Genomic DNA, 23211 nt, shown 5'->3' on the forward strand with positions numbered 1-23211 from the left:
TCACGTCGTCTCACCCGCCTCCCGGGGCCGGTCGACGCCGTACTCGGCGGCGACTTCGGCGAGCGCCGCGAACGTCTTCGGCGGAATCTCGCCCGCGCGGCGACCCAGCACGTCGGGGTCGAGGTCGGTTTCGCCCGCCGCGATGGCGTCCACGACGGCGTCGGCGTCGTCCAGCCCCGAGATGTGGGGCGTGTTTCGGATGGCGTTGCGAAGCGTCTTGCGGCGCTGGGTGAACAGCGCCTTCACGAACCGCAGGAAGAACGCCTCGTCGTCGACCTCGTAGTCGGGGTCGCGGGGCGTCGTCCGGACGACGGCGCTCTGGACCCGCGGCGCGGGCGAGAACGCCTCCTTCGGCACCGGTTCGACCACCTCCACGTCGGCGTAGTGCTGGGCGGTCACCGACAGCCGACCGTAGTCGTCCGAGCCGGCCTCGGCGGCCATCCGGTCGGCGAACTCCTTCTGGAACATCAGCACGAGCGGCTTCTTCTTCGGCAGGAGGCGGAACGCGATCTCGCTGGAGACGCCGTAGGGGAGATTCGAGATGCACGCCGAGAAGTCCGGGAGGTCGACCGAGAGGGCGTCGCCCTCCACGACGGTGAGTCGCCCGGCGTCGATCTCCTCGCGGAACTCCTCGCGCAGGTGGGCGGCGAGGTCCGGGTCGCGTTCGACGACGGTCACCTCGTCTGCGACCGCGAGGAGTCGGTCGGTCAGCGCGCCCGGTCCGGCCCCGATTTCCAGGACGTGCGCGAACGGCGAGGACGCGTCCTCGCCGTTCGCGTCGCGGTCGCCGTCGCCCTCGCTCCCGCGCTCGCCGTCGCCGGTTTCGCCGCTCACGTCGGCGTCGAACACCTCGGCGTACCCCGGAATCCGGTCGAGCACGCGGTCGTCGACGAGAAAGTGCTGGTCGCGGTCGGTGTCGGCGCGGACGCCCGCGCGTCGGATGAGCGCGTCGGGGTCGCGCGGCGTCGGCGCTTCGGGCGAATCGGTCATCGACTGCGAGTAGCGACCGGAGGTGCGTAAAGCCACCGAGTCGGGTACTGCCGGCTACTGCTCGGCGCGCCGGGCGAACGTCCGGTACTTCAGGTCGTCGGCCCGGATTTCCTCGACGATGCGCTCGATGAGGACCTCCTTCGGGTTGTGGAGCCCGGACACCCGGTCTTCGAGGTCCTCGAAGCTCTCGTAGGGCTTGCGCTTTCGTTCCTCCAGGATGTTGTTCCGGAGCTTCTTGCCGATGCCGGGGAGAAGATTCAACTGGTGGAGCCGGAGCGTGATGGGCTGGGCGTCGTTGTAGAAGTCGACGAACCGCCGCTCGTCGCTCTCGACGATGTCCCGCACGGCGTGTTCGAGTTCCGAGTGGCTCGCCCGCGAGAGGTCCTCGTAGTCGAGTTCCTGCAACCGCGAGACGATGTCGTTCGAGCGGTCGGCGTCGATGCGGTCGCCGACGCCGACGCTCACGTCCTCCTTGAGCGTGACCTCGAACAGCCGAAAGTCCTCCACTCCGACCGCCTGCGCGAGCGGCGGCTTCTGGTACTGTGGCCTGTCGTCGTCGGGGTGGCCGTGCGGGAGATAGTCGAGCACGACCGCCGGCACCCGCTCGTCACCGTCGTCGTTCCCTTCGCTCATTGGCGAGAAATACGGCGACGAAATACTTAAAGAGTCGCCCAGGTTACTCGTACTTCGCCACGACGTTCAGGATGTCGTCCAGTTCGTCGCCCGAGAGGGTGTAGCGCTCCTGAGCGTACACCGCGCGGAGTTCGTCGCGGTCCTTCGGCAGGAGGTCGGCGATCTTGTAGGCCGTCGCCTCGTCGACCTTCTCCAACTCTTGCAGTTCCGTGACGAGTTCGCGCGACTCCTCGGGGTCGAGCACCGCGAAGCGGTTGACGTGCTCGATGGCGCGAGCGAGTTCGTAGCGCATCTCGCGGTCCTCGTCGAGGGCGCGCTCCTGTTCGACCTCCGCCAGCAGCTCCTTGGCCTCCGCGGTGGTCAGGTACTCCTCGTCGAGCTTCTCCTTGAAGATGGTCATGCTACTGCTGGGCCTTCAGGTGGGCGGGCGTGACGATGAGGGTCTTGCGCTTGCCGCGGTCGCTGATGGAGACCTTGTACGCCGCGCCCTGCTTGCCCTCCACTTCGCCGGTCTGGCCGTTGAAGCGGGGGTGGAAGCGGCCCTTCTCGACGCTCGGGTCGATCTTGAGGTGGACCTTCTGGCCCTCCTCGAACTGCTGGACGGCGCGCTGGGGCGGAGAGGTACCGCTCTCCCGCGGGTCGTTCGAGAGCTTGTTGCGGGTGCTGTGGTAGGGTCCGTTCGAACTCGGCATAGTCGTACGTCCCTCTTGTCCTGTCTCCGTTATAAAAGACACGTTCCGCGCTTCTCGGAAGCCGAGAGCCGCCGGTCTCGGCCGGACGGGGGTCGACGGTCGGGGCGGCGCGCGCCCCAGTCGGACGACCTCGACCCGCATTTAAGCGGCCTGCTCCGTCTGCCATCAGTCCTTTCCGGCCGACTCCCCTGTGTTCGAACATGGTCGACGTACTCGGTCACCTGGGAATGGCACTGATCTGGCTCGCGCCGGCGTGGTACTTCCTCGACCGGCCGAAGACGGCGGCCACGTTCGTCGGACTGAGCTTCTGGTTCGGGATGTTACCGGACGTGGACCTCTACCTCTCGAACTGGTTCGCCGGCATCCACCACCACGGCGTGGTCCACACGATACTGGCGGTCGCGATATTCGCAGTGGTGCTGGGACCGATGCTGGGTTGGGTGTTCAAGAAGATAGGCGAGAGCTCGGACTGGTTCTCCGAGCGGGCGACCGATAGCGCGTACTCCATCGGCGTCATCGCCATCCTCGTCGCGGGGCTCTCGCACCTGTTCGCCGACATGCTGTCGGCCCCCGACGTCGCCCAGCCCATCGAGCCGTTCTGGCCGCTGTACAACGGTCAGATCGTGCTGATGGACGTGGTGTGGTACAAGTCGTTCTGGGCCACGTGGGGGCTGTTCCTCGCCGGCCTGGCGATCAACGCCGGCCTGTGGTACTGGAAGGACGCGAACACGGATTCACGGACCTCGACGCCCTCGGCGTGACGTTGCAGGGCGGGGCGTTGACGTGTCGTAGTGAGGAAGACCGTCGCCGAGACGGTTTTCGACGGACGGTGACGACCGCCGGCGCGCGGCGGTCGTCACCGTCATCGGTTCGTCATCGCCGCCGACGAGACGCCGGCAACGATGACGAACTCACCACCGCTGGTGGACGTGCTCGCGGACGTACTCGTCGTACACTTCTTCGACGCCGGCGTGTCGGTCGTCCGAGAGCGGGTCGAGCGCCGAAGCCGCGACGTTCTGACGGACGTGCTCGGGGCTCGTCGACCCCGGAATCACGGTACTCACCGCGTCGAAGTCCAGAATCCACCGGAGCGCGAACTGCGCCATCGTGGCGTCTTCGGGCGCGTACTCACGCAGGGCGTCGACGGCCTCCAGCCCGGTTTCGAAGGGTACGCCGGCGAACGTCTCGCCCACGTCGAACGCCTCGCCCTCGCGGTTGAAGTTCCGGTGGTCGTCCTCGGGGAACTCGGCGTCGGCGTCGATGTTCCCGGTCAGAAGTCCCGACGCGAGCGGCACGCGCACGATGACGCCGACGTCGCGCTCGGCCGCCCGGTCGAAGAACAGTTCCGCGGGGCGCTGGCGGAACGGGTTGAAGATTATCTGGACCGACTCGACGCCGGGGTACTCGACGGCCTTCAGCCCCTCCTCGACCCGCTCGACGCTGACGCCGTAGTGGTCTATCCTCCCCGCATCTCGGAGGTCGGCCAGCGCCTCGAACGTCTCGGGCCGGTAGTAGACGTCGGTCGGCGGGCAGTGGAGTTGGACGAGGTCGAGCGCGTCCGTCTTGAGGTTCTCGCGGCTCCGGTCGACGAACCGCTCCAGATTCTCGCGGTCGTACCGCTCGGCTTCGTGGGGGTCGAGGCGGCGACCCGCCTTCGTCGCGACCACGGGGTCCTCGTCGCGTTCGGCGAGGACTTCGGCGATGAGCCGCTCGCTCCGGCCGTCGCCGTACACGTCGGCGGTGTCGAGGAAGTTCACACCCGCGTCGAGGGCGGCCTCGATGGCTCGCTTGCCCTCCTCCTCCGAGACGTCGCCCCAGTCGCCGCCGACCTCCCAGGTGCCGAGGCCGACTTCCGTCACGTCGTAGCCCGTCGAGCCGAGTTCGCGCTTCTCCATACCCGTGGCTCGCGGGGCGGCCCTTTCGGCCTTGCTCTCGGAGCGTCGTTTGCCGGAATCGGAACGGGGAGATCGACTGGGAGTCCGTGTTCGCGGACGACGACGTCAGAACAGCGGAGGAAAGGCGAAGGGATGTCGAGTCAGTGGGAGAACAGCGGCGATTCGAGGAGACGCCGAGACGGAGCGTTAGCTATCACCGGCGCAAATGATTCGTGTCGGCGGCGGTCTAACAGCCTGCGTCGAACGTCGACTCCGATGTCGTCGAAGTGTAGCGTCCGAAAGGGCAAGAGTGACCTACGGCCCGTCCGTCTGCTCGGACATGACCGAGAACGACGAGAACTCGGAGTTCCGCTTCGAGACGCGCTCAATCCACGCCGGCCAGGAACCCGACGAGGAAACCGGCGCGCTGATGACGCCGATTCACGCCAACTCCACGTACGTCCAGGACGCTCCCGGCGACCACCGCGGCTACGAGTACTCCCGGACGGGCAACCCCACGCGGACCGACCTGGAGGCCAACGTGGCCAGCCTCGAAGGCGGCGAGTACAGTCGGGCGTTCTCCAGCGGGATGGGCGCGATAAACACCGTGCTGAACCTGCTCGAATCCGGCGACCACGTGGTCGCCAGCGAGGACGTCTACGGCGGCACCCACCGCATCTTCACCCAGGTGTACGACAAGTACGACCTCGAGTTCGACTTCGTGGACATGACCGACCTCGAGGAAACCGCGGCCGCGATGCGACCCGAGACGGAACTGGTGTGGGTCGAGACGCCGACGAACCCCCTGCTCAACATCGTCGACATCGAGGCCACCGCCGACGTCGCCCACGACGGCGACGCGCTCTGCGTGGTCGACAACACCTTCGCGACGCCGTACCTCCAGCGACCCCTTGACCTCGGCGCCGACGCGGTGGCCCACTCGCTGACGAAGTACATGGGCGGCCACTCCGACGTGGTAGGCGGCGCGCTGGTGACGAACGACTCCGACCTCGACGAGGAGTTCGGCTTCTACCAGAACAGCGTCGGCGCGACACCCGGCCCCCACGAGTGTTTCCTCGTGCTCCGCGGGACGAAGACCCTGCCCGTGCGGATGGACCGCCACTGCGAGAACGCCAGCGAACTCGCCGATTGGCTCGACGCCCACGAGGCGGTCGACCGGGTCTACTACCCCGGCCTCGAATCCCACCCGGGCCACGACCTCGCGGCCGAGCAGATGGACGACTTCGGCGGGATGGTCAGCTTCGAACTCGACGCCTCGCTGGAGGAGGCCGCCGACGCGGTGTCCAACACCGAGGTGTTCGCGCTCGCCGAGAGCCTCGGCGGCGTCGAGAGCCTCATCGAACAGCCGGCGACGATGACCCACGCCGCGATTCCCAAAGAAGAGCGGGAGGCCGCTGGGCTGACCGACGGCCTGATTCGCGCGAGCGTCGGCATCGAGAACGTCGAGGACCTGAAGGCGGACCTGGAGCAGGCCATCGAGCGGTCGGGCCGATAGCGGGCGACTCCGTTTCCCGGCGCAGGTGACGCGAGTGTTACCTTAGACCTATTGAGTCCCGGCGACTAGGACCGGCCATGAGTAACGAACGCCGAAGCGCCGAGGACTTCGAAGTCACCGCCGAACACCCCGACAGCGCATTCCACACCACCGGCACCGACCACATCACGCTCATCGGTTCGAACACCGAGGACACCATCGCGTTCTACCGCGACATCCTGGGGATGCCGCTGGTGCTCCGCCAGCCGAACCTCGACGACCCGAGTTCGACCCACCTGTTCTTCGACACGGGCGACGGCCGCATCATCACGTTCTTCGTGAGCGACGACCGCCAGTCCCACCGCGGCCCCCAGCGCGCGGGCGTAGGCGCGGTCCACCATCTCTCGTTCAGCATCGACGCCGAGGACTTCGTCGAAATCCGCGAGGCTCTGGACGAGCAGTGGCGCGGGTACAACGAGTTCGACCGCGGCATCTTCCACTCGCTGTACACCCAGGACCACAACGGCCTGGTCATCGAACTGTCGGTCGACAAGTTCGACATCCCCGACGACCGCCGCGGCGAGGTGCTGGCGACCGCCCAGCGACTCCGCGTGGAGGACGGCGTCGACTTCGCCGAGGAGCGCCACCTCGAACAGGCCCTCGAAGAACTCGGCATCGACGCCGAGAAGCACGAACTGCCCGACGCGCCGACCGGTTCGGGCGTGTAAGGACGACCTCCGGGAATCGCTCTCTCGATTTTCAGAACCGGCGCGCGCTGGCGCGGCCCCAAACCGCGGGGCCGCGCCTTCTTCGCGCGAGGGATGACTGAACGAGTGCCGCAGGCACGAGCGAAGGAATCGGCTGGGGAGGCGTGTGGCCTGCGGGTGCGGTGGCGGTTCGGATTCTCATTTGTACCGTGTGAGTAGCGGTCCGCATTGCGGTCGCAGTTCGATTACCATTTTCGTCGTGCGAGTAGCGGTCGCTGTGCGATTTCCGTCGTCCAGAAGTATCTCCAAAGGTGCTTCCGCTACAACCGTAGAACCGACCCGAAAAACCGCGAACCGCCACGAACCGCGAAAAACGCTTAAATCCGACCGACGTTCTGCACTTCGACGCTCTCGACGCCTTCGACGTTCGAGAAGTTCTCCTCGACCGCTTCGGTGCCGCCCGTGTCGTCGGGGACGATGACGGTCGGCAGGAGCGCGACCAGGCCGAACGCGACGTCGTCGCGCTCGAAACCGTTGATCTTCGCGCCCTCCGGGAGCGACTCTTCGAGTCGGTCCTGGAGTTCGTCGAGGTCGATCTCGGGGCTCTGCGGCATGACCTTGATCTTGGCGGCGACTTTTCCCATGATTACGGTCCCATGAATCCGCAGTCGGGGCACTCGTAGAGGTTGCTCTGCTTGCGGCACTTCGCGCAGCGGTAGATCTGCTGGCCGCAGTCCGGACACTTGAAGGACGCGGCGTTCGTGCCGGAGATGTTGATCCCACAGGAGACGCATCGGCGCGCCTGCCTCTGTTCGGATTGGCTCATACCTCTTCTTTCCCGCGCGCGACTTTAAACCGTTTCGAAAGGTGACTCGGGGGTCGCCGCGCCGACCCCGAGTCGGTTCGAGGCCGCCCGAACGCGTCGGTCCGCCGCCCTCCAGCGGTTCCCGTCGCATTTCGCCGGGGTTTCTTCACCGCGCTCGCTCACGGGTCGGAAACGTGATTCTTAAGGGGCGAACGGGCGACGTTCTGGGTATGAGTGAAGAACAAGAGGCCGAAGTAGCCGACGAAGAGACCGAGGAAGCCGAAGATGAGGCCAATGACGGGCTTCAGAGCGGAGATTTCGTCCGTCTGGACTACACCGCGCGCACGGTGGAGGACGGCAACATCGTCGACACGACCGACCCCGAGGTCGCCGAGGAGGAGGGCCTCGACGAGGAGGGTCGCGAGTTCGAACCGCGCGTCATCGTGCTCGGACAGGGTCACATCTTCCAGAGCGTCGAGGACGACATCATCGGCGGCGAGGTCGGCGACTCCGACACCGTCACCATCCCGGCCGAGGAAGCCTTCGGCGAGTACAACCAGGAGGAGGTCCGCACCGTGAGCGCCGACAAGCTTCCGGAAGATGAGCGCTACCCCGGCGCGCACGTCAACGTCGACGGTGAGCACGGTCACGTCGAAACCATCATCGGCGGCCGCGCCCGCGTCGACTTCAACCACCCGCTGGCCGGCGAGGACATCGAGTACGACTACGAGGTCGAAGGCGTCGTCGAGGACCCCGAGGAGCAGGCGAAGGGCCTCATCTCGATGTACCTCGACGCCGACCTCGAGATGTGGATTCAGACCGACGAGGTCGAAGAGGAGACGGTCGTCGAGTCCGACGAGGACGACGAAGACGGCGAACCGGAGACCGAAACCGAGACGGTCGAGAAGGAGACGCTCTACATCGAGAGCACGCCTCAGCTGGCGATGAACCAGCAGTGGATGTTCCAGAAGCAGCAGATCGCCCAGCAGGTCATGGACCAGCTCGACCTCGACCGCGTCATCGTCCAGGAGACCATCGAGGGCGGCGGCATGCCCGGCATGGGCGGCATGATGGGCGGAATGGGCGGCGGCGACGTCGACCTCGAAGAGGCGCTCGAAGACGCCGACATCGACGAGGACGAGATCGTCGAGGAACTCGAAGCCGAAGGCGAGGGTGAGGACGCCGAGGAAACCGAGGAGTAAGTCTCCGCGAGGCCGTCGCGCCGAACCGACCGCGATCCCGATTCCGATTCGAATTTTTCGCGTCCGCCGCTTTCGAGCGACTTCTCCGCTTTCCGAACTGCTTTCTCTCCCGGCGACGACGAGCGCGCATGCAGAAACCGGAAACCAGGCTCTTTCACCTCCACTACAACGTCCCCGACCCGTCGGCCGCCGGGCGAGCGTTAGCCGACGAGGGAATCCCGCTCCGGCGACGGTTCGGCCGCGTCCGGGACGAGTCGGTCGCGCTCGCCCCGGGCGACCCCGAACCCGAGGGTTTCCGCTTTCGCCTCCGGACCCACCAGCGCGGGTACGTGAACATCACGCTCGCGCCGGGGCGCAGACCGCGGTTCGACCACCTGGGGCTCTGCACGCGAGCGTTCGACGAGGTGCTGGCGCGCGCCGAGCGAGCGGGATGGCCGGTTCGCGACCCGGACGGGCGGCGGCCGTTCGTGACGACGCCGTGGGGGTTCCGGGTCGAACTCCACCGCGACGGGAGCGACGTCGAGTCGTCGCTGGGCGACTGGGACGACGCGCACCTCGACAAGGTGACCGCGGTCGTTCCGAACCCCGAAGCCGTCCGGGACGGGTTTGCGGACGTCTTCGGACGCGTTCCGGGACTCGTCGTTCGGGGCGCGGACCACCTCGGGGAAATCGGCGAAACTCGGCGGCGGGGAACAAGTGCGACGGAGCGTGACGAACGAACCGGGGACGCGCGGCCGTCGGCCGCGGTGCCACGGTTCAGGGTCGCCGGCCGCGCGTTCGACGGCGGCGGCCCGAACGCGGAAACCGACGAGGGGCGAACGATAGACGCCGAGGCGATAGTCGGCGAGCACTGACGGAATCGGTCGGCGGTGAGCTGCGGTCGAACCGCGAACTTTGCGATCCGTGAAAAACCGTCGAGCGACCGGAACGGCGTACGGCGTGGAGGGCCGAAACGGGACCGTCGGACGGAACGTGGGGAGGGCCGAAACGACTTCGGGGGAGGACTCGGCGCGGTGCGCCGACCGCCAGCACAGCGGTCGGCGCGCCGCGGGCCGAAGATCAGCGGGATGTCAGAGGCGGAACCGGGGCAGTGCCATGCGTGACCCGGTTCCGTTTCGGGAGGAGGTTGATTCCAACCTCCACTTGTTCGTACCCCGGGAGGTGTATTCAGTACTATCAAGTTAGCGTCTGAACTATCAGAACAATCGATAGTATCAATACTATCTGTACTATCCGAAGCCGGACCTTTTTGCACGCGCGACTGAGAGAGGGGAGAACGAGGGGACGCGAAACCGAGAACGCTGACGGCAGGCCGCGGGCGACGACGGCTACCGGAGTTTGTGCCGGAACGCGTGCAGGGCGTCCTCGCCGGTGTCGGTCAGCGTCACCTGCTTGCGCCGCCCCACGTCCTCGACGGAGATGTACTGGTCTTCCAACAGCGGTTCGACGACGTTGGCGTTCAGCAGCGCGAACTTCGCCTTGTCGTTCGCCGGGTCGTTGTCGGCGACGAACGAGAGGCCGACCTCCTCGGCGTGGTCGATGATGTCCTTCTTCTTGACCGTGTAGGCGTCGGTGTTCGCTTCGGCGAGGTAGGCCATCACCGCGACCTGGTCGGTCGTGGGCGCTTCGATGGGGTAGGACGGAAGCACCTCGTCGTCGGCGTAGCCGTAGCTCTGGCGCTCCCGGCGGTCGGCGTAGGGGTAACCCTCCGGGTGGACGTAGTAGGCCGTCGCGTCGGTGCACATGCACGCGATGGCCGCGCCGACGGCCGACAGTTTCGTCCCGCTGGAGACGTTGACCCGCACGATGTCGTCTTCGTGTTCGGCGGTCAGGGTCGTCACCACGCCGAGCACGTCGTAGATGTCCATCAGGTCGACGTCCCGCGACCGGACCTCGACGCCGAGGTCGCGCAGTTCCTCGCGCAGGTCGTCGTGGTAGTCGGTCGCGGCGCTCGGACCCTCGTGTTCGAGCAGGTAGATGATGTCCACGCCGTACTTCCGTGCCGGGCCGAGGATGCGGTCGTACTCGTACCCCAACGGCGCGACGTGGACTTCGTCTATGGTGTTCATGGCGGGCGTCGTCCGCGTGGTCCGAGCGCCGGCTATTAAGGCTCACCATCCGCTTCGCGGAGAAAGCGATTTAGGTTCCGGCCGCTTCTCGTAAGTCCAATGTCCTGGGCGAGCGAACTCCTCGCGAACGCGACGGTCAAGGTGACGGGGTTCGGAGCGGCGGTGGTCCTGCTGGTCGTCGGACTGCTCGGTGCGACCTCCGTCACGGCGCTCGAACCGTACGCACCCTACCTCGTCGCCGCGGCGATTCTGATCGCACTGGCCTTCGTCGCCGACGGCCTGCTTGGCGGCGTGAGCGACTGACCGTCCGGAGGACGCTCGCTGTCAGGCGATGTCCCGACTGGTGTCGATGCGCACCGCCTCGGCGAGTTCGAGTTTGATGGTTTCGGGGAGCGCTCGACCGCCGCGGAACTTCGGCACCGCGAGGCGATTCTCCACCGTGTCGCCCGATATCTCGGTGTGCAACTGGAACACCACGTCGGCGACGTGTTCGGTCGCGTCCCGGGCGGCCGGCACGTCGCGGCCGTCGAGACAGTGGAGGAAGGCGAGACTGCCGGTGTTCTGGAGGTGGTTCTGGAGGTCGTTGAGGAAGTTGCGATACCGGCTCTCGGACTGGCGTTCGAGCAGGTCCACGGGGTCGACGATGAGGTTCGAGTCCTCCGGGAGACGCCGGAAGAGCCGCTGAGAGTGGTCTAGCGGCGCGTCGCCGGGGATTCGACGGATGTCGGGCGACCCGGTCCGGCCGGCCGCGCGCTCGAACCCCGCCGCGACCGCCGACTCGTCGCGGTTCGTCGAGAGGTAGAGCGTCTGACGCGCGGCCGTGAACTCGTAGAGCAGCAACTCGGCCTGGCTCGCCGGCGGCGCCGAGAGCGCGACGATGCTGCCCCGGGGAAGCCCGCCGTCGAGTTTCCTGTCTAACACGTCGATGCCGGTCGAGAGCCGTCGAGCCACTATGTTTCACCGACTCAGGCATAGGTCATAAATATTTAGGCCTGAGGGCTGACACGACCGCGTGGGCGCTCGTCCGCACGGAGCGGTGCGGCGGCGTCGGGTCCCGCGCCGGCCGGGCAGTCCAGCAGGACGACGTCGGCCCGTCCGGCGAGGCGGGCGTAGGTCGCCAGTCGGTGACCTACGCCCGCCTCGCGGACCGCCGGAAGCACGGCCACGCCGGACGCGACGCCCGCCGTCTTCGCCGACTGGGCGACCGCCAACGGGTCAGTCCCGGATTCCGCGCCCACCGCGTCGAGGCCCGGGTCGCGCTCGACGCCCGCCATCGCGTGGAGGTCAGGCATCTCCGGGTCGGCGTCGACCGCCAGCACCGACCGGCGCTGGCGCGCGAGCGCGCCCGCCAGCGCGAGCGTGGTCGTGGTCTTGCCGCATCCTCCCTTCCCGCCGGCGACTGCGAGCATTCGCCCCGGTGTTGTCCCGTTCCCGTACTTGAAGGTTCGGTGCGTCGGAATCGGCGGTCGAAATGGACGTCCGGTGCGTGCGGGAGTCGACACGGCGGAGGCGATTCGCCACGACGCGGACGGGCGACCCGGTCGGGTCGCCCGTCCGCGTCGAACGCCCGGGTTTTGGGCACGTTCGCGCATACTTCTGGCGCTCCCAAGAGCAACTTTTACACTCTCTTGCCTACACTCTCGGGATATGAGCGAGACAGTCCTGCTGGTCGGCGGCGGCGGCCGCGAACACGCCATCGCCCGCGCGCTGGGCGAGAGTGACGCGGACCTCTACGCCTGCGCTGGCAACCGAAACCCCGGCATCGCGGCGCTCGCCGAGGGCTTCGAGACGCTGGAGACGACGAACCCGAAGGCGGTCGTCGCCTACGCCGAGGAGGTCGGCGCGACCCTGGCCGTCGTCGGCCCCGAGGGACCGCTGGCGGCGGGCGTGGCCGACGCGCTCGACGACGCCGGCATCTACGCCTTCGGGCCGAACGCCGACGAGGCCCGCATCGAGACCGACAAGGCGTTCCAGCGGCGGTTCATGCGCGAACACGACGTTCCGGGCTGTCCGGACTTCGCGACCTTCGACGATATGGAGGCCGCCTGCGAGTACATCGACGACTACGACGGCGACCTGGCGGTCAAGCCCGCGGGTCTGACGGGCGGCAAGGGCGTCCGGGTGACGGGCGACCAGATTACCAAGGAGGAAGCCAAGGAGTACCTCCGGAACTCCGACTACGACCGCGTGGTCTTGGAGGAGCGCCTCGTCGGCGAGGAGTTCACCGTGCAGGCGCTCGTCGCCAACGGCGACCTCCGGGTGACGCCCGCGGTCCAGGACCACAAGCGGGCCTACGAGGGCGACGAGGGGCCGAACACCGGCGGCATGGGAAGCTACAGCGACGCCGGCCTCGCCCTGCCGTTCATGACCGAGGACGACTACCACGAGGCCGTCGACGTACTCGAAGCCACCGTCGAGGCGCTCTCGGGGTTCAAGGGCGTGCTCTACGGCCAGTTCATGCTCACCGCCGACGGCGTGAAGGTCGTCGAGTTCAACGCCCGGTTCGGCGACCCCGAGGCGATGAACACCCTGCCGGTGCTCAACACCGACTTCCTCGACGTGCTGACGGCCGCCCGCGACGGCGAGTCCCTGCCCGAACTCTCGTTCGCCCCGAAGGCGACCGTCTGCAAGTACGCCGTGCCCGAAGGCTACCCCACCGACCCGAAGGCGGGTGCGAAGGTCGAGATAGACGAGGAGAGCGTGGCGCGGAGCGTCACGGAACGGTCGAGCGCGGAGACGCGAGACAGCGCGGGCGACGCGCTGCTGTTCTACGCCAGCGTCGACGAGCGCGACGACGGCATCTACACCACGACCTCGCGGGCGTTCGCCGTGGTGGGCGTCGCCGACACCATCGCAGCGGCCGAGGAGATCGCCGAGGACGCCCTGTCGGTCGCGGGCGAGGAGGGACTCGACGTGCGCCACGACATCGGCAAGGCCGACCTCGTCCAGCGACGCATCGACCACGTGGACGAACTCCGCGGCGAGTAAGCCCGGGAACGTCGCCGTTCGCCTTCCCGACCGTTCCGCTCGGTCCCGCGGGAGAGTCGAACACGTTACGAGGAAATCGCTGAATAACAAAGGTCCGTCTCCCCGGGGTAGGTGACGTTCGCCACGTCGCGGACTGAGAACCAATGAGTGACGCCTCAGTTTCGGATACCGACGACGCCTACGCGGTTCGTCTCTACGAACCGGACGACCGCGACGCCTACCTCTCGTTGTATCGCCGCGTCTTCGGCGCGGCCGACGCGACGTGGTTCGACTGGAAGTACGCCGACAACCCGTACGTCGACCGCGTCCCGATGACCGTCGCCGAGGCCGACGGCGAACTGGTCGCCGCCAAGCCGAGTCTCGCACTCCGACTCTCGACGCCCGACGGACCGGTCGTCGCCCTCCAGCCCTGCGACGTGATGGTCGACGCGGACCACCGGCGCCGTGGACTGTACTCCCGGACCACCGAACTGCTGGTCGAGGAGTACGCCGACCGCGACCCCGCGCTGTTCTTCAACTTCCCGAACGCCAAGACGCTGGCCGGCAGTCTCAAACACGGCTGGGAAATCGTCGAGGAGGTGACGACGTACTACCGGATACAGCATCCGAATCGATATCTCGGCGCCGACGCCGGGGACGCGCTCGCGGCCCTCGGCGACCGCCTCCTGGACGGACTCCCGGTCGCCGAATCGCGGGCCGTCGACGCGACGGAAGTCGGCCGCGCGCTCGGCGAGCGCGCGGCCGGACCGGTGGTCGGCGGAGCGGAGGCGCTGGCGCGGGGGTATCTGAGCGTGCGCGACGCCCTCGCCGACTCGCCTTCCGACATCGCGGTTCGCCGCCACCGCGAGATTCCTGCCGAGACGTTCGCCGCGCTCTCGAACCCGGTCGCGGGCCGCCTCCACGCGGCCCGCGACGAGACGTTCTTCGACTGGCGGTTCGAGAACCCCCGGTGGGAGTACACGGCCTACAGCGCCGCGGTCGCGTCGCCCCGCACCGACGCCGAACCCGTCGCCGGACTCGTGGTCGGTCGTCGGGAGCAGGGCGGCGCGACCGTCGCCAACGTCGTCGACGTGGTGCCGCTCGCGGGCGGTCGACGCCGCCGAGAAGCACTCTCGGCGCTGCTCTCGGCCGTCGTCGACGACCACGCCGACGCGAGCGCGATCACCTTCTCCGGGCGGGCGATTCCCCCCGACCTGCTGGCGGCCCACGGCTTCCACTCCGACGCCGACCCGCCGCTGTCGTGGGCGTCCGACCCCGCGACGATGGTCGCGAACGCCGTCGCGGGCGACGGCTGGCGGGTCGCCGGCCTTGACGTGCGCGACCCCGGAAACTGGGCGACGACGTCCGCCGAGCTCGACACGAACTGACCGCGTTCAGCCCTCGCTCGGACGAACTCGCCGGCTGAAAAACGTTCGCAACGAGGATTTCGACGGCCGGCGGTCGCCGACCGTCGACGCACGCCGGGATTGTCTACGTCGAAACCGACCCATAACAAAGATTGTACCGTCCGTGCGTTGCGCCATGCCAGCCCTTTCCGACGTACGAGTTCTCGACCTGACGCGGGTTCTCGGCGGTCCCTACTGCACGATGCTGTTGGCCGACATGGGAGCCGACGTGGTGAAGGTCGAACCGCCGGGCGGCGACCTCGTCCGGTCGACCCCGCCCTTCTGCGAGGACGAGGACGACGAGCCGTACGGGGGCTACTTCCAGAGCGTCAACCGAGGCAAGCGGAGCCTCGAACTCGACTTCGAGGACGACGACGACCGCGCGGCGTTCCTCGGCCTCGTGAGCCAGGCGGACGTCCTGGTCGAGAACTTCCGGGCCGGGACGATGGAGAAGTTCGACCTCGCGTACGAGCGCCTGCGCGAGGAGAACCCCGAACTCGTCTACTCGTCCATCCGGGGGTTCGGCGACCCCCGCACGGGCGAGACGGACCGCCAGGACCAACCGGCGTTCGACCTGGTCGCCCAGGCGCTGGGCGGCGTGATGCAACTCAACGGCCAGGCCGACAGCCCGCCGACGAAGGTCGGACTCGGCGTCGGCGACATCTTCACCGGCGTCGCGAACGCCGTGGGCGTTCTCGCCGCGCTCCACCACCGCGACCGGACCAGCGAGGGCCAGTTCGTCGACACCGCGATGTACGACTGCATGCTCAGCCTGGCCGAGCGCTCGGTGTACCAGCACTCCTACACCGGCGAGGTGCCCGAGCGCCGGGGCAACTCCCACCCGACGCTGTTCCCCTACGACGCCTTCGAAACCCGTGATGGCCACGTCGTGATAGCCGCGCTGGGCGACAACCACTGGACGGCGCTCTGTGCGGCGATGGACCGCCCGGACCTCGCCGCCGAGTACCCCGAGGCCAACGACCGACTGCGCGACCGCGAGCGCCTCGCCGAGGCGATAGCCGACTGGACGGAGTCGCGGACGATCGAGGCGGTCTTGGACGCCCTCGAAGGCGACGTCCCCTGCGCTCGGGTCCAGGACGTCGAGGACGTCTTCGAGGACGACCACGTGACCGACCGCGACATGCTGCAGACGGTCGAACAACCAGGGGCCGACCGTGAGGTCGAGATCGCCGGCAATCCCATCAAGATGACCGAGACGCCGCCCGAACCCGGCGGACGCGCGCCCCTGCTGGACGAGCACCGCGAGGAGGTGTGCGGCGGTGAGTGGAGCGCCGACCGCGTCCCGGCGTCGGTTTCCCGGAGCGACTCGTCGCACGCCGAGGAAGCGTTCGACCCATTCGACGATAGCGACCGGCGGCGCACGCTCGTCGCGCTCCGCCGAGTCGACGGCGCGGCGTCGCTGGACGAACTCGCCGAGCACATCGTCGCGCTCGCCGGAGGCGTCGACCCCGGAGCCGTGACGACCGACCGGCGTGACCGGGCCGCGGCGGCGCTCCACTACTCGCACCTGCCCGCGCTGGCGGATGCGGGCGTGGTGGAGTACGATCCGTCGGAGGGTCGAGTCGCACTGGCCGACCGCTATCACGACCCGGCGGCGCCCTTCGACGGGACGGGGGCGGAGTAACGCGTCGTCGCTCGTCCGGGCTTAGCCACCTTCAAGACCGGACCCCTCGAACCCCCGCGCGTGCCAGACGACAGCGACGAGTCGGAACGGGACGCCGAGGCCGCCCGCCGCCACGACCGCATCGCCCGCCACGCCACGCCGGGACCGGGTAACTCGCTCCGGTCGTGGACGCGGGCGAAGAGTCCGCTGCGGGTCGCGCTCAACTACGTCGTCATCGTGCTCGCGCGCATCTCGCCGAGCCTGGTCCTGAAGAACTACCTCCTGCGGTCCATCGGCGTGACCGTCGGCGAGGGCGTCTCCTGGGGCCTCGAATCGACGCCGGACGTGTTCTGGCCCGAACTCGTCACCGTCGAGGACCACGCCATCGTCGGCTACGACGCGACCATCCTCTGCCACGAGTTCCTCCAGGACGAGTACCGCACCGGCGAGGTGGTCGTCGGCGAGCGGGCGATGATCGGCGCGGGCGCGGTGATTCTGCCCGGCGTCGAAATCGGCGCGGGCGCGAGCGTCGCCGCGAACTCGCTGGTGACCCGCGACGTGCCGCCCGGCGAGACGGTTGCGGGCGTGCCCGCCAAGCCGATGACTTCCGAAGAATCGCCGGACTGAGTTCGTCGGTTTCTCAGACGCCGACGAGGTACCGGACGCTCGCCTCGGCGAGTGAGAGGGCGACGACGACGCCGAGTAGAACCGGGCCGAACGCGAACGGGTACAGGCCGAGGGGGTCGCTCTCGCCGCGGACGTGCGCGAACATCGAGAGCGTCACCCAGGCGGCGACGAATGCCCCTGCCATCGGAGCGAGAAATGCCCAACGAGCGTACAGGTAGTACGGAATCGCCACCTCCGCCCAGAGGAACACGGTAGCGACGAGCGAGACCCCGACGAAGCCGAGCGGTCGCTTCACTCGCATGTCGGCGAACGCGCCCGTCAGGACCCGCGCGCCGGTCCAGACGGTAAGACACGCGAGGGCGTACGCGACTCCGCCTGCGACCGCGAACGTCGCCGGATCGAGGGCAGTCGCGGAAAGCGCGTACGGAGCCGCCGCGAAGAACGCCGCCCCCGCGAGCGTCGCGGCGAGCGTGACCGCGTCGCTTCCGAGGGCCGACTCCGGAGTGCCGGGCATCTCGCGGACGTTCCGGCCGAAGTGTGAAAAAAGTAACCTCTCTCGTCAGTCCCGAATCCGGACGATGCCTTCCCTGAACACCCGGCTGTTCGGGATGATGTGCTCCTCGCCGTCGCTCTCGACGTGGGTGACGAACATGTCGACCTCCTGGACGATGCCCGCGTCGTCGCCGACCCGGACCCGGTCGCCGATGCCGTAGGGCTGGTTCAACAGCAGGTAGATGCCCGCCGCCGACGAGCGCAGCAGGTCCCAGAACGCCACCGCGCCGAAGATGATGATGGCGAAGGCGTACACCCGGAGCAGGATGAGCAGGGCGTTCGTGGCGACGCCGACCTGCCCCAGCGCGATGAGCGCGGCGAGGTAGACGATGGTGTACTTGACCACCTTCGGGATGACGCCGACCTCCGGGAGTTTGACCGAGCGCAGGCGCTCGCCGACCACGAGTTCGGCCTTGTCGGCCACCACGAAGCCGATGATGAACACCAGCACCGCGACGAACAGGTCGGGGATGAACCGGAGCACGCCCTCCCAGAACAGTCGCGCGTTCAGCAGGTCGGCGATGTTGAGCGCGATGAGGATGACGACGCCGTAGATGAACCACGAACTCAGGCGGGCGACCAACGAGACGGTGTCGGTGCCGAGGCTCTGGGCGGTGCGCTCGAAGGGCGTGCGCTCGACCGCCTCCGGCACCCCGGCGGCGACCAGCAGGCGCTTGTTGAGTCGGCCGATGACGTAGCCGCCGAGGCCGCCGGCGAGGAGGATGAGCAACGCCAGGAGGAACTGGAACTGTTCGGTGAGCAGGACGTTCCAGTCGGCCTGCAGCACGACGTTCCCCGCCCGGACCGGCGCGTCTCCGAGCGCCGACGGCGCGTCCTCCGCGGACATCAGTACTCCTCCGGGTCGAGTTCGAGGACGAGTTCCCCGCCCTTGAACGCCCGGACGAGGCCGTCGCTCTCCGAGAGCACGATGGCCGTGGCGTTCGTCTCGCGGGTGGTCGCGCCCGCTGCCATGTGGCGTGCGCCGAGGCCCTTCGGGATGTCGACGCCCTCCGCAGAGGGTTCGAGGTAGCGGTACGCCGAGACGATCTTGCCCGAGTCGGAGATGACGAACGCGCCGTCGAGCCTGGAGAACTCCTTCAACATCACGTTCACGATGGGGTCGCCGACGTGGACGTGGGACTTCTCGAACGGATTGTAGCTGAGCGGCCGAGACTTGTTCATCACCTTGCCGGCGTCGCCGACCACGAACAGCGCGCCGACCGGCTTGCCCTTCTGGCCCTTCTTGCCGAGTTCGATGGCGACCTCGAACACGTCGCGGATGACGCCGGGGTCGGCCCGCGAGTTGGCGAACAGGTCGTAGACGCCCGAGTGCATCGAGTCGTTCGCCCGGGCTCGCGTGACGGTGTCGGTGCCCTCCTCGAACATGCTGGTCGTACAGATTACGACGTCGCCGTCCTCTACGTAGCCGTGCTCCATCGCGCCCTCGATACCGAACCGGATGCGGTCGCGGACGTTCTCGAACTCCAGCGGGAGTTCGACGAACTCGTCGGCCCCGACGGTGTTCTCCGGCGCGACGACCACGACTTCCATGTCCCCTCCGAGGTCGGCGAACCGGTCGTAGTAAGAACCGCTCGGGGAGAACAAGAACGCGGCGTCGGCATCGTCAACGAGGTCCCCCAACAGGTCGCTCAAGTCAGCCATTACTCGAAACGACTCATCGACCGGAGAAAAGGTTTGTGGGGGTATATGTCACCCGTCAGTCCGGTGTCTGACGCGCGTCGCCGTCCCTCCGCGTCGAAGCGTGTTCGAAACCCGAGGAGTTACTCCGCGTCGTCGAAAAAGCGCAGGTCGTCGTCCTCGGCGCCGCCGTCGGCGGTCGGCGCCGAGGGGCCGTCGCGGCGGGCGTCGGCGCCGCGACGCCGGTCTGCGTCGGTGACGGTGACCGCTTTGACGACCGACGGCGACTCGCGCCCGGCGTTCCCGAGCGCGAAATCCGCCTGAAGGACGGCGAGGAGGCCGACGGCGTAGACGACGAGGGCCGGCCGCGGAAGCGCCGAGAGGTCGCCGCGCCACCCCGCCGGCAGGCCGACCCAGAACAGCGCGAGTCCCGCGCCGACCAAGACGACGCCCACCGCGACGACCGATCGGCCGCCGCGACCGAACGGCGTCGGAAGCGCGAGGAACGCCGCCGACAGCAACACGCCCGTCAACGTCGCCGAGAACTTCAGCGCGCTCGACAGCGAGACGCCGAACCCCGCCACGAGACTCGTCGCCGCCGCCACGAACCCGACGGCGGCGACGATGCCGAGGAGGAACAGGCCGGCCGTCAGCGCGACGTGCCAGCGGCCGTCTCCCTCGTACACCTCCTCCAGGCTGGACATATCGTATTCCACACGGTTGATACATAAAAAGTATGTCGAATCGCGGAGGCGAAGCGGCCCGCGACCGGCATAGATTTCGGCCGAAGTTGGAAGAGAACGGGAGCGATTCGGAAAAGAGCCGGTAGAAACCTCGAAAAACGCATTTCCGGGAGTTCGGCGTCGGACTGTCTGTGCGCAGACGCGCACGAACGACCATGCAACCGAACCGGACCACTGCAGACGGCACGGGCGAAACGGACGCGACGAACGCGAGCGAAACGACTGCCGACGCCGCCACCACCCGGCGGCGGTTTCTGGCCGGGTCGGCCGGGGCCGCCGCGGCGGTCGGCCTCTCGGGACTCGGCGCGGGGAGCGCCGTCGCGACCGGCGACGGGAGCGACGACGCGACGACGTTCCACATTCGGGTCGAGAACGTCTCCGGGCCGAACACGCTGGAGACGTCGGCGAAGGGCGAGGCGAGAAAACAGCCGGTGCCGCTGTCGCCGGGCGCCTACGCGGTCCACGACGAACACGGACCCCTCTTCACCGTGGGTGAACCGGCCCGCGATAACGGACTGGAGGCGCTCGCGGAGGACGGCATGCCGGGCGACCTGGCCGCCGCGCTGTCCGAACGAGACGGCGTCTCCGACAGCGGGGCGTTCGCCGCGCCGGTCGGCGCCGACGACCCCGCGCCCATCGGTCCCGGCGGCGCCTACGAGTTCACCGTCGAGGCCGAACCCGGCGAGCGACTCTCGCTCGCCACGATGTTCGTCCAGTCGAACGACCTGTTCTACGCGCCCGAAGAGCGCGGTATCGCGCTGTTCGACGGCGACGAACCGCTGAGCGGCGACGTGACCCACGCCGTCGACCTCTGGGACGCCGGCACCGAGTGCAACCAGGAACCCGGCGTCGGCGCGGACCAGGCTCCCCGCCAGTCCGAATCGGGTGCCGGAATGGAGGAGAACGCGCCGGTGCGACCGATTACCGACGTGGGCGACGGGTACAGCTATCCGTACGCTTCGGAGGTGATTCGGGTGACGCGGGAGGTGGAGATGGGATAGCGGAAAGAGCGAACCCTGCTGACTTGCCGAGGCTCTCCACCGAGTAGTTCACAGAATCTACCGTTCGGAATCGGACTCGGACCGTGCGTAGGATTTCCTGCTCACACTCGTTTTTCGCTTCGCTCGAAAACGTTCTCAGTGCGCGGGACCGGATTCGAACCGGACCAAGACGTTCCTGCTCGCGCCCTACGGTCGCTGCGCGGGCATGCGACTTGCAGGATTCAAATCGGTCCTGCTCTTCGCTCACTTCGTTCGCTCATGCGCGGGACCAGATTTGAATCGGCGGACTCCCACGAGACAGCGTCCTAAGCGGCCGCCCCACGAAACGGCCTCAACCGGCGAAATACGCCCGTTTCGCTCCCGATAAACTGGAATAAGTGGGCGAGAATTACAAAAATGGCTACGGCACAACGTCGACCGCTGTGAACGTTCTAGGAGAACCACTTACTCCTACACACTGATAGCTGAGAACTGTGCCAAGATTATCCGTGAAGTCCCATCGCCTCGATCTGTTCCTGGTAGCGGTTTCGGATGGTGACCTCGGTGACTTGGGCGACTTCGGAAACCTCGCGCTGGGTCTTCTTCTCGTTGCAGAGCAGTGACGCGGCGTATATCGCTGCTGCGGCGAAGCCCGTCGGTGATTTACCTGATAGGAGCCCCGCCTCGGCAGACTTGTCGATGATTTCGTTCGTCTTGGCCTGCACCTCCTCAGGGAGGTCCAGCTCCGAACAGAACCGGGGAACGTACTGCTTGGGGTCGACGGGCACCATCTCTAACCCGAGTTCCTTCGAGATGTACCGATACGTGCGCCCGATCTCCTTTTGCTCGACACGCGAAACCGCTGTGACCTCTTCGAGTGACCGCGGAATCCCTTCCTTCCGACAGGCTGCATAGAGCGTGGCAGTGGCTACACCCTCGATCGACCGCCCACGGATGAGATCCTCGTTGAGTGCCCGTCGGTAGATGACGCTGGCGACTTCTCTGACTGATCGGGGGACACCCAACCCGGAGGCCATGCGGTCGGACTCCGAGAGCGCAAACTGGAGATTCCGTTCTCCCGCGTCCTTGGTTCGGATGCGGTTTTGCCACTTTCGGAGCCGGTTCATCTGACTGCGTTTTTCCGAGGAGAGCGAGTTCCCGTAGGCGTCCTTGTCCTTCCAGTCGATGGACGTCGTCAGCCCCTTATCGTGCATCGTGTTCGTGGTTGGGGCACCCACACGAGACTTCTCCTGCCGTTCGGCGTGGTTGAACGCTCGCCACTCCGGTCCCCGGTCGACGTTGGTTTCCTCGATAATGAGTCCACAGTCCTCACACGTGAGTTCAGTCCCGTCAGCGCTCTTGACGAGGTTGGCAGCGTCGCATTCTGGACACGTTTGGCGTTGTTCAGCGTCCTGTTTCTGCTCTCGTTCTGCATGGTTCTCGTGGGGGTGACGCTGCCGGGTTCTCTCCATGCCCTTTTTAGATGAGCCAGCGGGTATAACACTTGGGTGGAGGCAGCCATTCCCGCTCGTTGCTGAACCTGACTTCGGCGACCCATCGCACTGGACAGTCTTCGCGGTCGCAGTTGGTCACGCGCCCCCGCGCGGCGAACCCAGTGTTAACGTGCTCTTCCGGGATTCACCTACCCTCGCAGGGGAGGTGACCTGATTAACGGCAAAATCGACTGAATCGGAGTGCGCGGGACCGGATTTGAACCGGCGGACTCCTACGAGACAGCGTCCTAAGCGCTGCGCCGTTTCCTGGCTTGGCTACCCGCGCTCGCGTCCCAGAATTCAGCCGACGGCGATAAGAAGGTGTCGTCTCGGCTCCGAGCGTTTATGTACGAAGACGCCCGAACAACTCGCGTGTACCGGGCACGCGACCAGATAGAGAACCGCCGCTGGCTCGCCCAGCTCCAGCAGACCGCCGACAGACTCGACCTCACCGCCGACGCCCGCTCGCGGGCGAACGACCTCTTTCTGACCACCGTCTCGCAGTGGGAAGACAGCGCGAGGGAGAACGCCGACTCCAAGCGCGCCGTGGTCGCCGCCAGCCTCTACGCCGGGGCGCTCATCGAGGGCGACCAGCGCTCGCAGGGGCAGGTCGCCGAGGCCGCGGGAGTCGCGCGGCTGACCATCCAGAAGCGCTGGAAGGACCTCCTCGAAGAAGCCGGGTTGGAACCGCCGTCGTGGTAGGAGTCGGTGCGG

At 67.4% G+C, this 23211-nt stretch carries 27 protein-coding genes, 1 tRNA gene and 1 pseudogene; 13 read left to right on the plus strand and 16 right to left on the minus strand.

All coding sequences use genetic code 11. The features are described from left to right. Genes rsmA through NGM07_RS03290 form a run of 4 tightly spaced genes read right to left on the minus strand, consistent with a single transcriptional unit; the run spans position 1 to position 2315 of the window. Positions 1–990, minus strand: a complete 990-nt coding sequence (rsmA, locus tag NGM07_RS03275) for a 16S rRNA (adenine(1518)-N(6)/adenine(1519)-N(6))-dimethyltransferase RsmA (RefSeq protein WP_253517005.1) — start codon at positions 988–990, stop codon at positions 1–3. 54 nt (positions 991–1044) lie between these two features. Then, positions 1045–1623 carry a DUF655 domain-containing protein gene (locus tag NGM07_RS03280; RefSeq protein WP_253517007.1) on the minus strand — a complete coding sequence of 193 codons (579 nt, stop codon included), beginning with the start codon at positions 1621–1623 and terminating at the stop codon, positions 1045–1047. A gap of 43 nt (positions 1624–1666) precedes the next feature. Further along, complete coding sequence (locus tag NGM07_RS03285) at positions 1667–2023, minus strand: RNA polymerase Rpb4 family protein (RefSeq protein WP_253517009.1); 357 nt, start codon at positions 2021–2023, stop codon at positions 1667–1669. Between the two features lies 1 nt (position 2024). After that, positions 2025–2315 (minus strand): 50S ribosomal protein L21e, encoded by a 291-nt coding sequence (locus NGM07_RS03290; protein ID WP_253517011.1) that lies wholly within the window; start codon positions 2313–2315, stop codon positions 2025–2027. A gap of 200 nt (positions 2316–2515) precedes the next feature. On the opposite strand from NGM07_RS03290, the gene NGM07_RS03295 reads away from it, so the two are divergent. Then, on the plus strand, positions 2516–3076 hold the full coding sequence (locus NGM07_RS03295; protein WP_253517014.1) for a metal-dependent hydrolase: 561 nt from the start codon (positions 2516–2518) through the stop codon (positions 3074–3076). Between the two features lie 150 nt (positions 3077–3226). Here the strand turns inward: NGM07_RS03295 and NGM07_RS03300 are convergent, their stop codons facing one another. Then, positions 3227–4210 (minus strand): aldo/keto reductase, encoded by a 984-nt coding sequence (locus NGM07_RS03300; RefSeq protein WP_253517016.1) that lies wholly within the window; start codon positions 4208–4210, stop codon positions 3227–3229. 319 nt (positions 4211–4529) lie between these two features. Between NGM07_RS03300 and NGM07_RS03305 the strand changes: the two genes are divergently transcribed. Then, entirely contained in the window at positions 4530–5705 is a 1176-nt protein-coding gene (locus tag NGM07_RS03305; RefSeq protein WP_253517024.1) for a cystathionine gamma-synthase, read from the plus strand. Between the two features lie 77 nt (positions 5706–5782). Further along, complete coding sequence (locus NGM07_RS03310; RefSeq protein ID WP_253517026.1) at positions 5783–6412, plus strand: VOC family protein; 630 nt, start codon at positions 5783–5785, stop codon at positions 6410–6412. A 356-nt stretch (positions 6413–6768) separates the two neighbouring features. Here NGM07_RS03310 and NGM07_RS03315 read toward each other — a convergent pair whose 3' ends face one another. Next, complete coding sequence (locus NGM07_RS03315; RefSeq protein ID WP_253517035.1) at positions 6769–7035, minus strand: elongation factor 1-beta; 267 nt, start codon at positions 7033–7035, stop codon at positions 6769–6771. A gap of 2 nt (positions 7036–7037) precedes the next feature. Further along, the gene (locus tag NGM07_RS03320; RefSeq protein ID WP_253517044.1) at positions 7038–7217 is read right to left on the minus strand and encodes an HVO_2753 family zinc finger protein; all 180 of its coding nucleotides are present in this window, start codon (positions 7215–7217) and stop codon (positions 7038–7040) included. Between the two features lie 209 nt (positions 7218–7426). Here NGM07_RS03320 and NGM07_RS03325 point away from each other — a divergent pair, with 209 nt between their 5' ends. Next, on the plus strand, positions 7427–8398 hold the full coding sequence (locus tag NGM07_RS03325) for an FKBP-type peptidyl-prolyl cis-trans isomerase (RefSeq protein ID WP_253517046.1): 972 nt from the start codon (positions 7427–7429) through the stop codon (positions 8396–8398). 128 nt (positions 8399–8526) lie between these two features. Further along, on the plus strand, positions 8527–9252 hold the full coding sequence (locus tag NGM07_RS03330) for a VOC family protein (protein WP_253517048.1): 726 nt from the start codon (positions 8527–8529) through the stop codon (positions 9250–9252). Positions 9253–9726: 474 nt separating this feature from the next. Here the strand turns inward: NGM07_RS03330 and NGM07_RS03335 are convergent, their stop codons facing one another. Continuing rightward, positions 9727–10467, minus strand: a complete 741-nt coding sequence (locus NGM07_RS03335) for an HFX_2341 family transcriptional regulator domain-containing protein (protein WP_253517051.1) — start codon at positions 10465–10467, stop codon at positions 9727–9729. 99 nt (positions 10468–10566) lie between these two features. On the opposite strand from NGM07_RS03335, the gene NGM07_RS03340 reads away from it, so the two are divergent. Further along, a complete protein-coding gene (locus NGM07_RS03340; protein WP_253517053.1) occupies positions 10567–10770 on the plus strand; it encodes a hypothetical protein in 204 nt (67 codons plus the stop codon). 21 nt (positions 10771–10791) lie between these two features. On the opposite strand, the gene NGM07_RS03345 is transcribed toward NGM07_RS03340, so the two are convergent. Continuing rightward, the gene (locus tag NGM07_RS03345) at positions 10792–11418 is read right to left on the minus strand and encodes an RAD55 family ATPase (RefSeq protein ID WP_253517056.1); all 627 of its coding nucleotides are present in this window, start codon (positions 11416–11418) and stop codon (positions 10792–10794) included. Positions 11419–11453: 35 nt separating this feature from the next. Continuing rightward, positions 11454–11876, minus strand: coding sequence for a MinD/ParA family ATP-binding protein (locus NGM07_RS03350; RefSeq protein WP_253517059.1), 423 nt, complete (start codon positions 11874–11876; stop codon positions 11454–11456). Between the two features lie 238 nt (positions 11877–12114). Between NGM07_RS03350 and purD the strand changes: the two genes are divergently transcribed. The 5 genes and pseudogenes from purD (at position 12115) to NGM07_RS03370 (ending at position 17091) form a co-directional block, all read left to right on the plus strand. Continuing rightward, positions 12115–13455 carry a phosphoribosylamine--glycine ligase gene (gene purD / locus NGM07_RS03355; protein ID WP_253517062.1) on the plus strand — a complete coding sequence of 447 codons (1341 nt, stop codon included), beginning with the start codon at positions 12115–12117 and terminating at the stop codon, positions 13453–13455. A gap of 143 nt (positions 13456–13598) precedes the next feature. Further along, entirely contained in the window at positions 13599–14822 is a 1224-nt protein-coding gene (locus tag NGM07_RS03360; protein WP_253517065.1) for a GNAT family N-acetyltransferase, read from the plus strand. Positions 14823–14976: 154 nt separating this feature from the next. Then, a pseudogene (mct, locus tag NGM07_RS03365) lies at positions 14977–16113 on the plus strand (succinyl-CoA:mesaconate CoA-transferase); the annotation flags it as partial. Beyond that, a complete protein-coding gene (locus tag NGM07_RS25515) occupies positions 16111–16485 on the plus strand; it encodes a DUF7344 domain-containing protein (RefSeq protein WP_438267717.1) in 375 nt (124 codons plus the stop codon). The pseudogene mct and the gene NGM07_RS25515, both read left to right, overlap by 3 nt. A gap of 60 nt (positions 16486–16545) precedes the next feature. Then, positions 16546–17091, plus strand: coding sequence for an acyltransferase (locus NGM07_RS03370; protein ID WP_253517067.1), 546 nt, complete (start codon positions 16546–16548; stop codon positions 17089–17091). A 13-nt stretch (positions 17092–17104) separates the two neighbouring features. On the opposite strand, the gene NGM07_RS03375 is transcribed toward NGM07_RS03370, so the two are convergent. From NGM07_RS03375 to NGM07_RS03390, 4 genes are all read right to left on the minus strand, one after another. Further along, on the minus strand, positions 17105–17605 hold the full coding sequence (locus NGM07_RS03375) for a hypothetical protein (RefSeq protein ID WP_253517068.1): 501 nt from the start codon (positions 17603–17605) through the stop codon (positions 17105–17107). Between the two features lie 45 nt (positions 17606–17650). After that, complete coding sequence (locus tag NGM07_RS03380) at positions 17651–18427, minus strand: mechanosensitive ion channel family protein (RefSeq protein ID WP_253520138.1); 777 nt, start codon at positions 18425–18427, stop codon at positions 17651–17653. 62 nt (positions 18428–18489) lie between these two features. Next, on the minus strand, positions 18490–19305 hold the full coding sequence (gene dacZ / locus NGM07_RS03385) for a diadenylate cyclase DacZ (protein ID WP_253517070.1): 816 nt from the start codon (positions 19303–19305) through the stop codon (positions 18490–18492). A gap of 119 nt (positions 19306–19424) precedes the next feature. Continuing rightward, positions 19425–19985 carry a cell division protein CdpA domain-containing protein gene (locus tag NGM07_RS03390; RefSeq protein WP_253517071.1) on the minus strand — a complete coding sequence of 187 codons (561 nt, stop codon included), beginning with the start codon at positions 19983–19985 and terminating at the stop codon, positions 19425–19427. 170 nt (positions 19986–20155) lie between these two features. Here NGM07_RS03390 and NGM07_RS03395 point away from each other — a divergent pair, with 170 nt between their 5' ends. Beyond that, the gene (locus NGM07_RS03395) at positions 20156–21025 is read left to right on the plus strand and encodes a spondin domain-containing protein (protein WP_253517073.1); all 870 of its coding nucleotides are present in this window, start codon (positions 20156–20158) and stop codon (positions 21023–21025) included. Between the two features lie 482 nt (positions 21026–21507). Here the strand turns inward: NGM07_RS03395 and NGM07_RS03400 are convergent, their stop codons facing one another. Together NGM07_RS03400 and NGM07_RS03405 are read right to left on the minus strand one after the other, a co-directional pair. Continuing rightward, positions 21508–22476, minus strand: coding sequence for a transcription initiation factor IIB (locus NGM07_RS03400; protein ID WP_253517087.1), 969 nt, complete (start codon positions 22474–22476; stop codon positions 21508–21510). A gap of 223 nt (positions 22477–22699) precedes the next feature. Next, positions 22700–22783, minus strand: a tRNA-Leu gene (locus tag NGM07_RS03405). Positions 22784–22869: 86 nt separating this feature from the next. Between NGM07_RS03405 and NGM07_RS03410 the strand changes: the two genes are divergently transcribed. Continuing rightward, positions 22870–23199 carry a transcription initiation factor IIB family protein gene (locus NGM07_RS03410; RefSeq protein ID WP_253517090.1) on the plus strand — a complete coding sequence of 110 codons (330 nt, stop codon included), beginning with the start codon at positions 22870–22872 and terminating at the stop codon, positions 23197–23199. The last annotated feature ends 12 nt before the right edge of the window (positions 23200–23211 follow it).

Origin of the sequence: Halorussus vallis (assembly GCF_024138165.1) — an archaeon.
Taxonomy (GTDB): Archaea; Halobacteriota; Halobacteria; order Halobacteriales; family Haladaptataceae; genus Halorussus; species Halorussus vallis.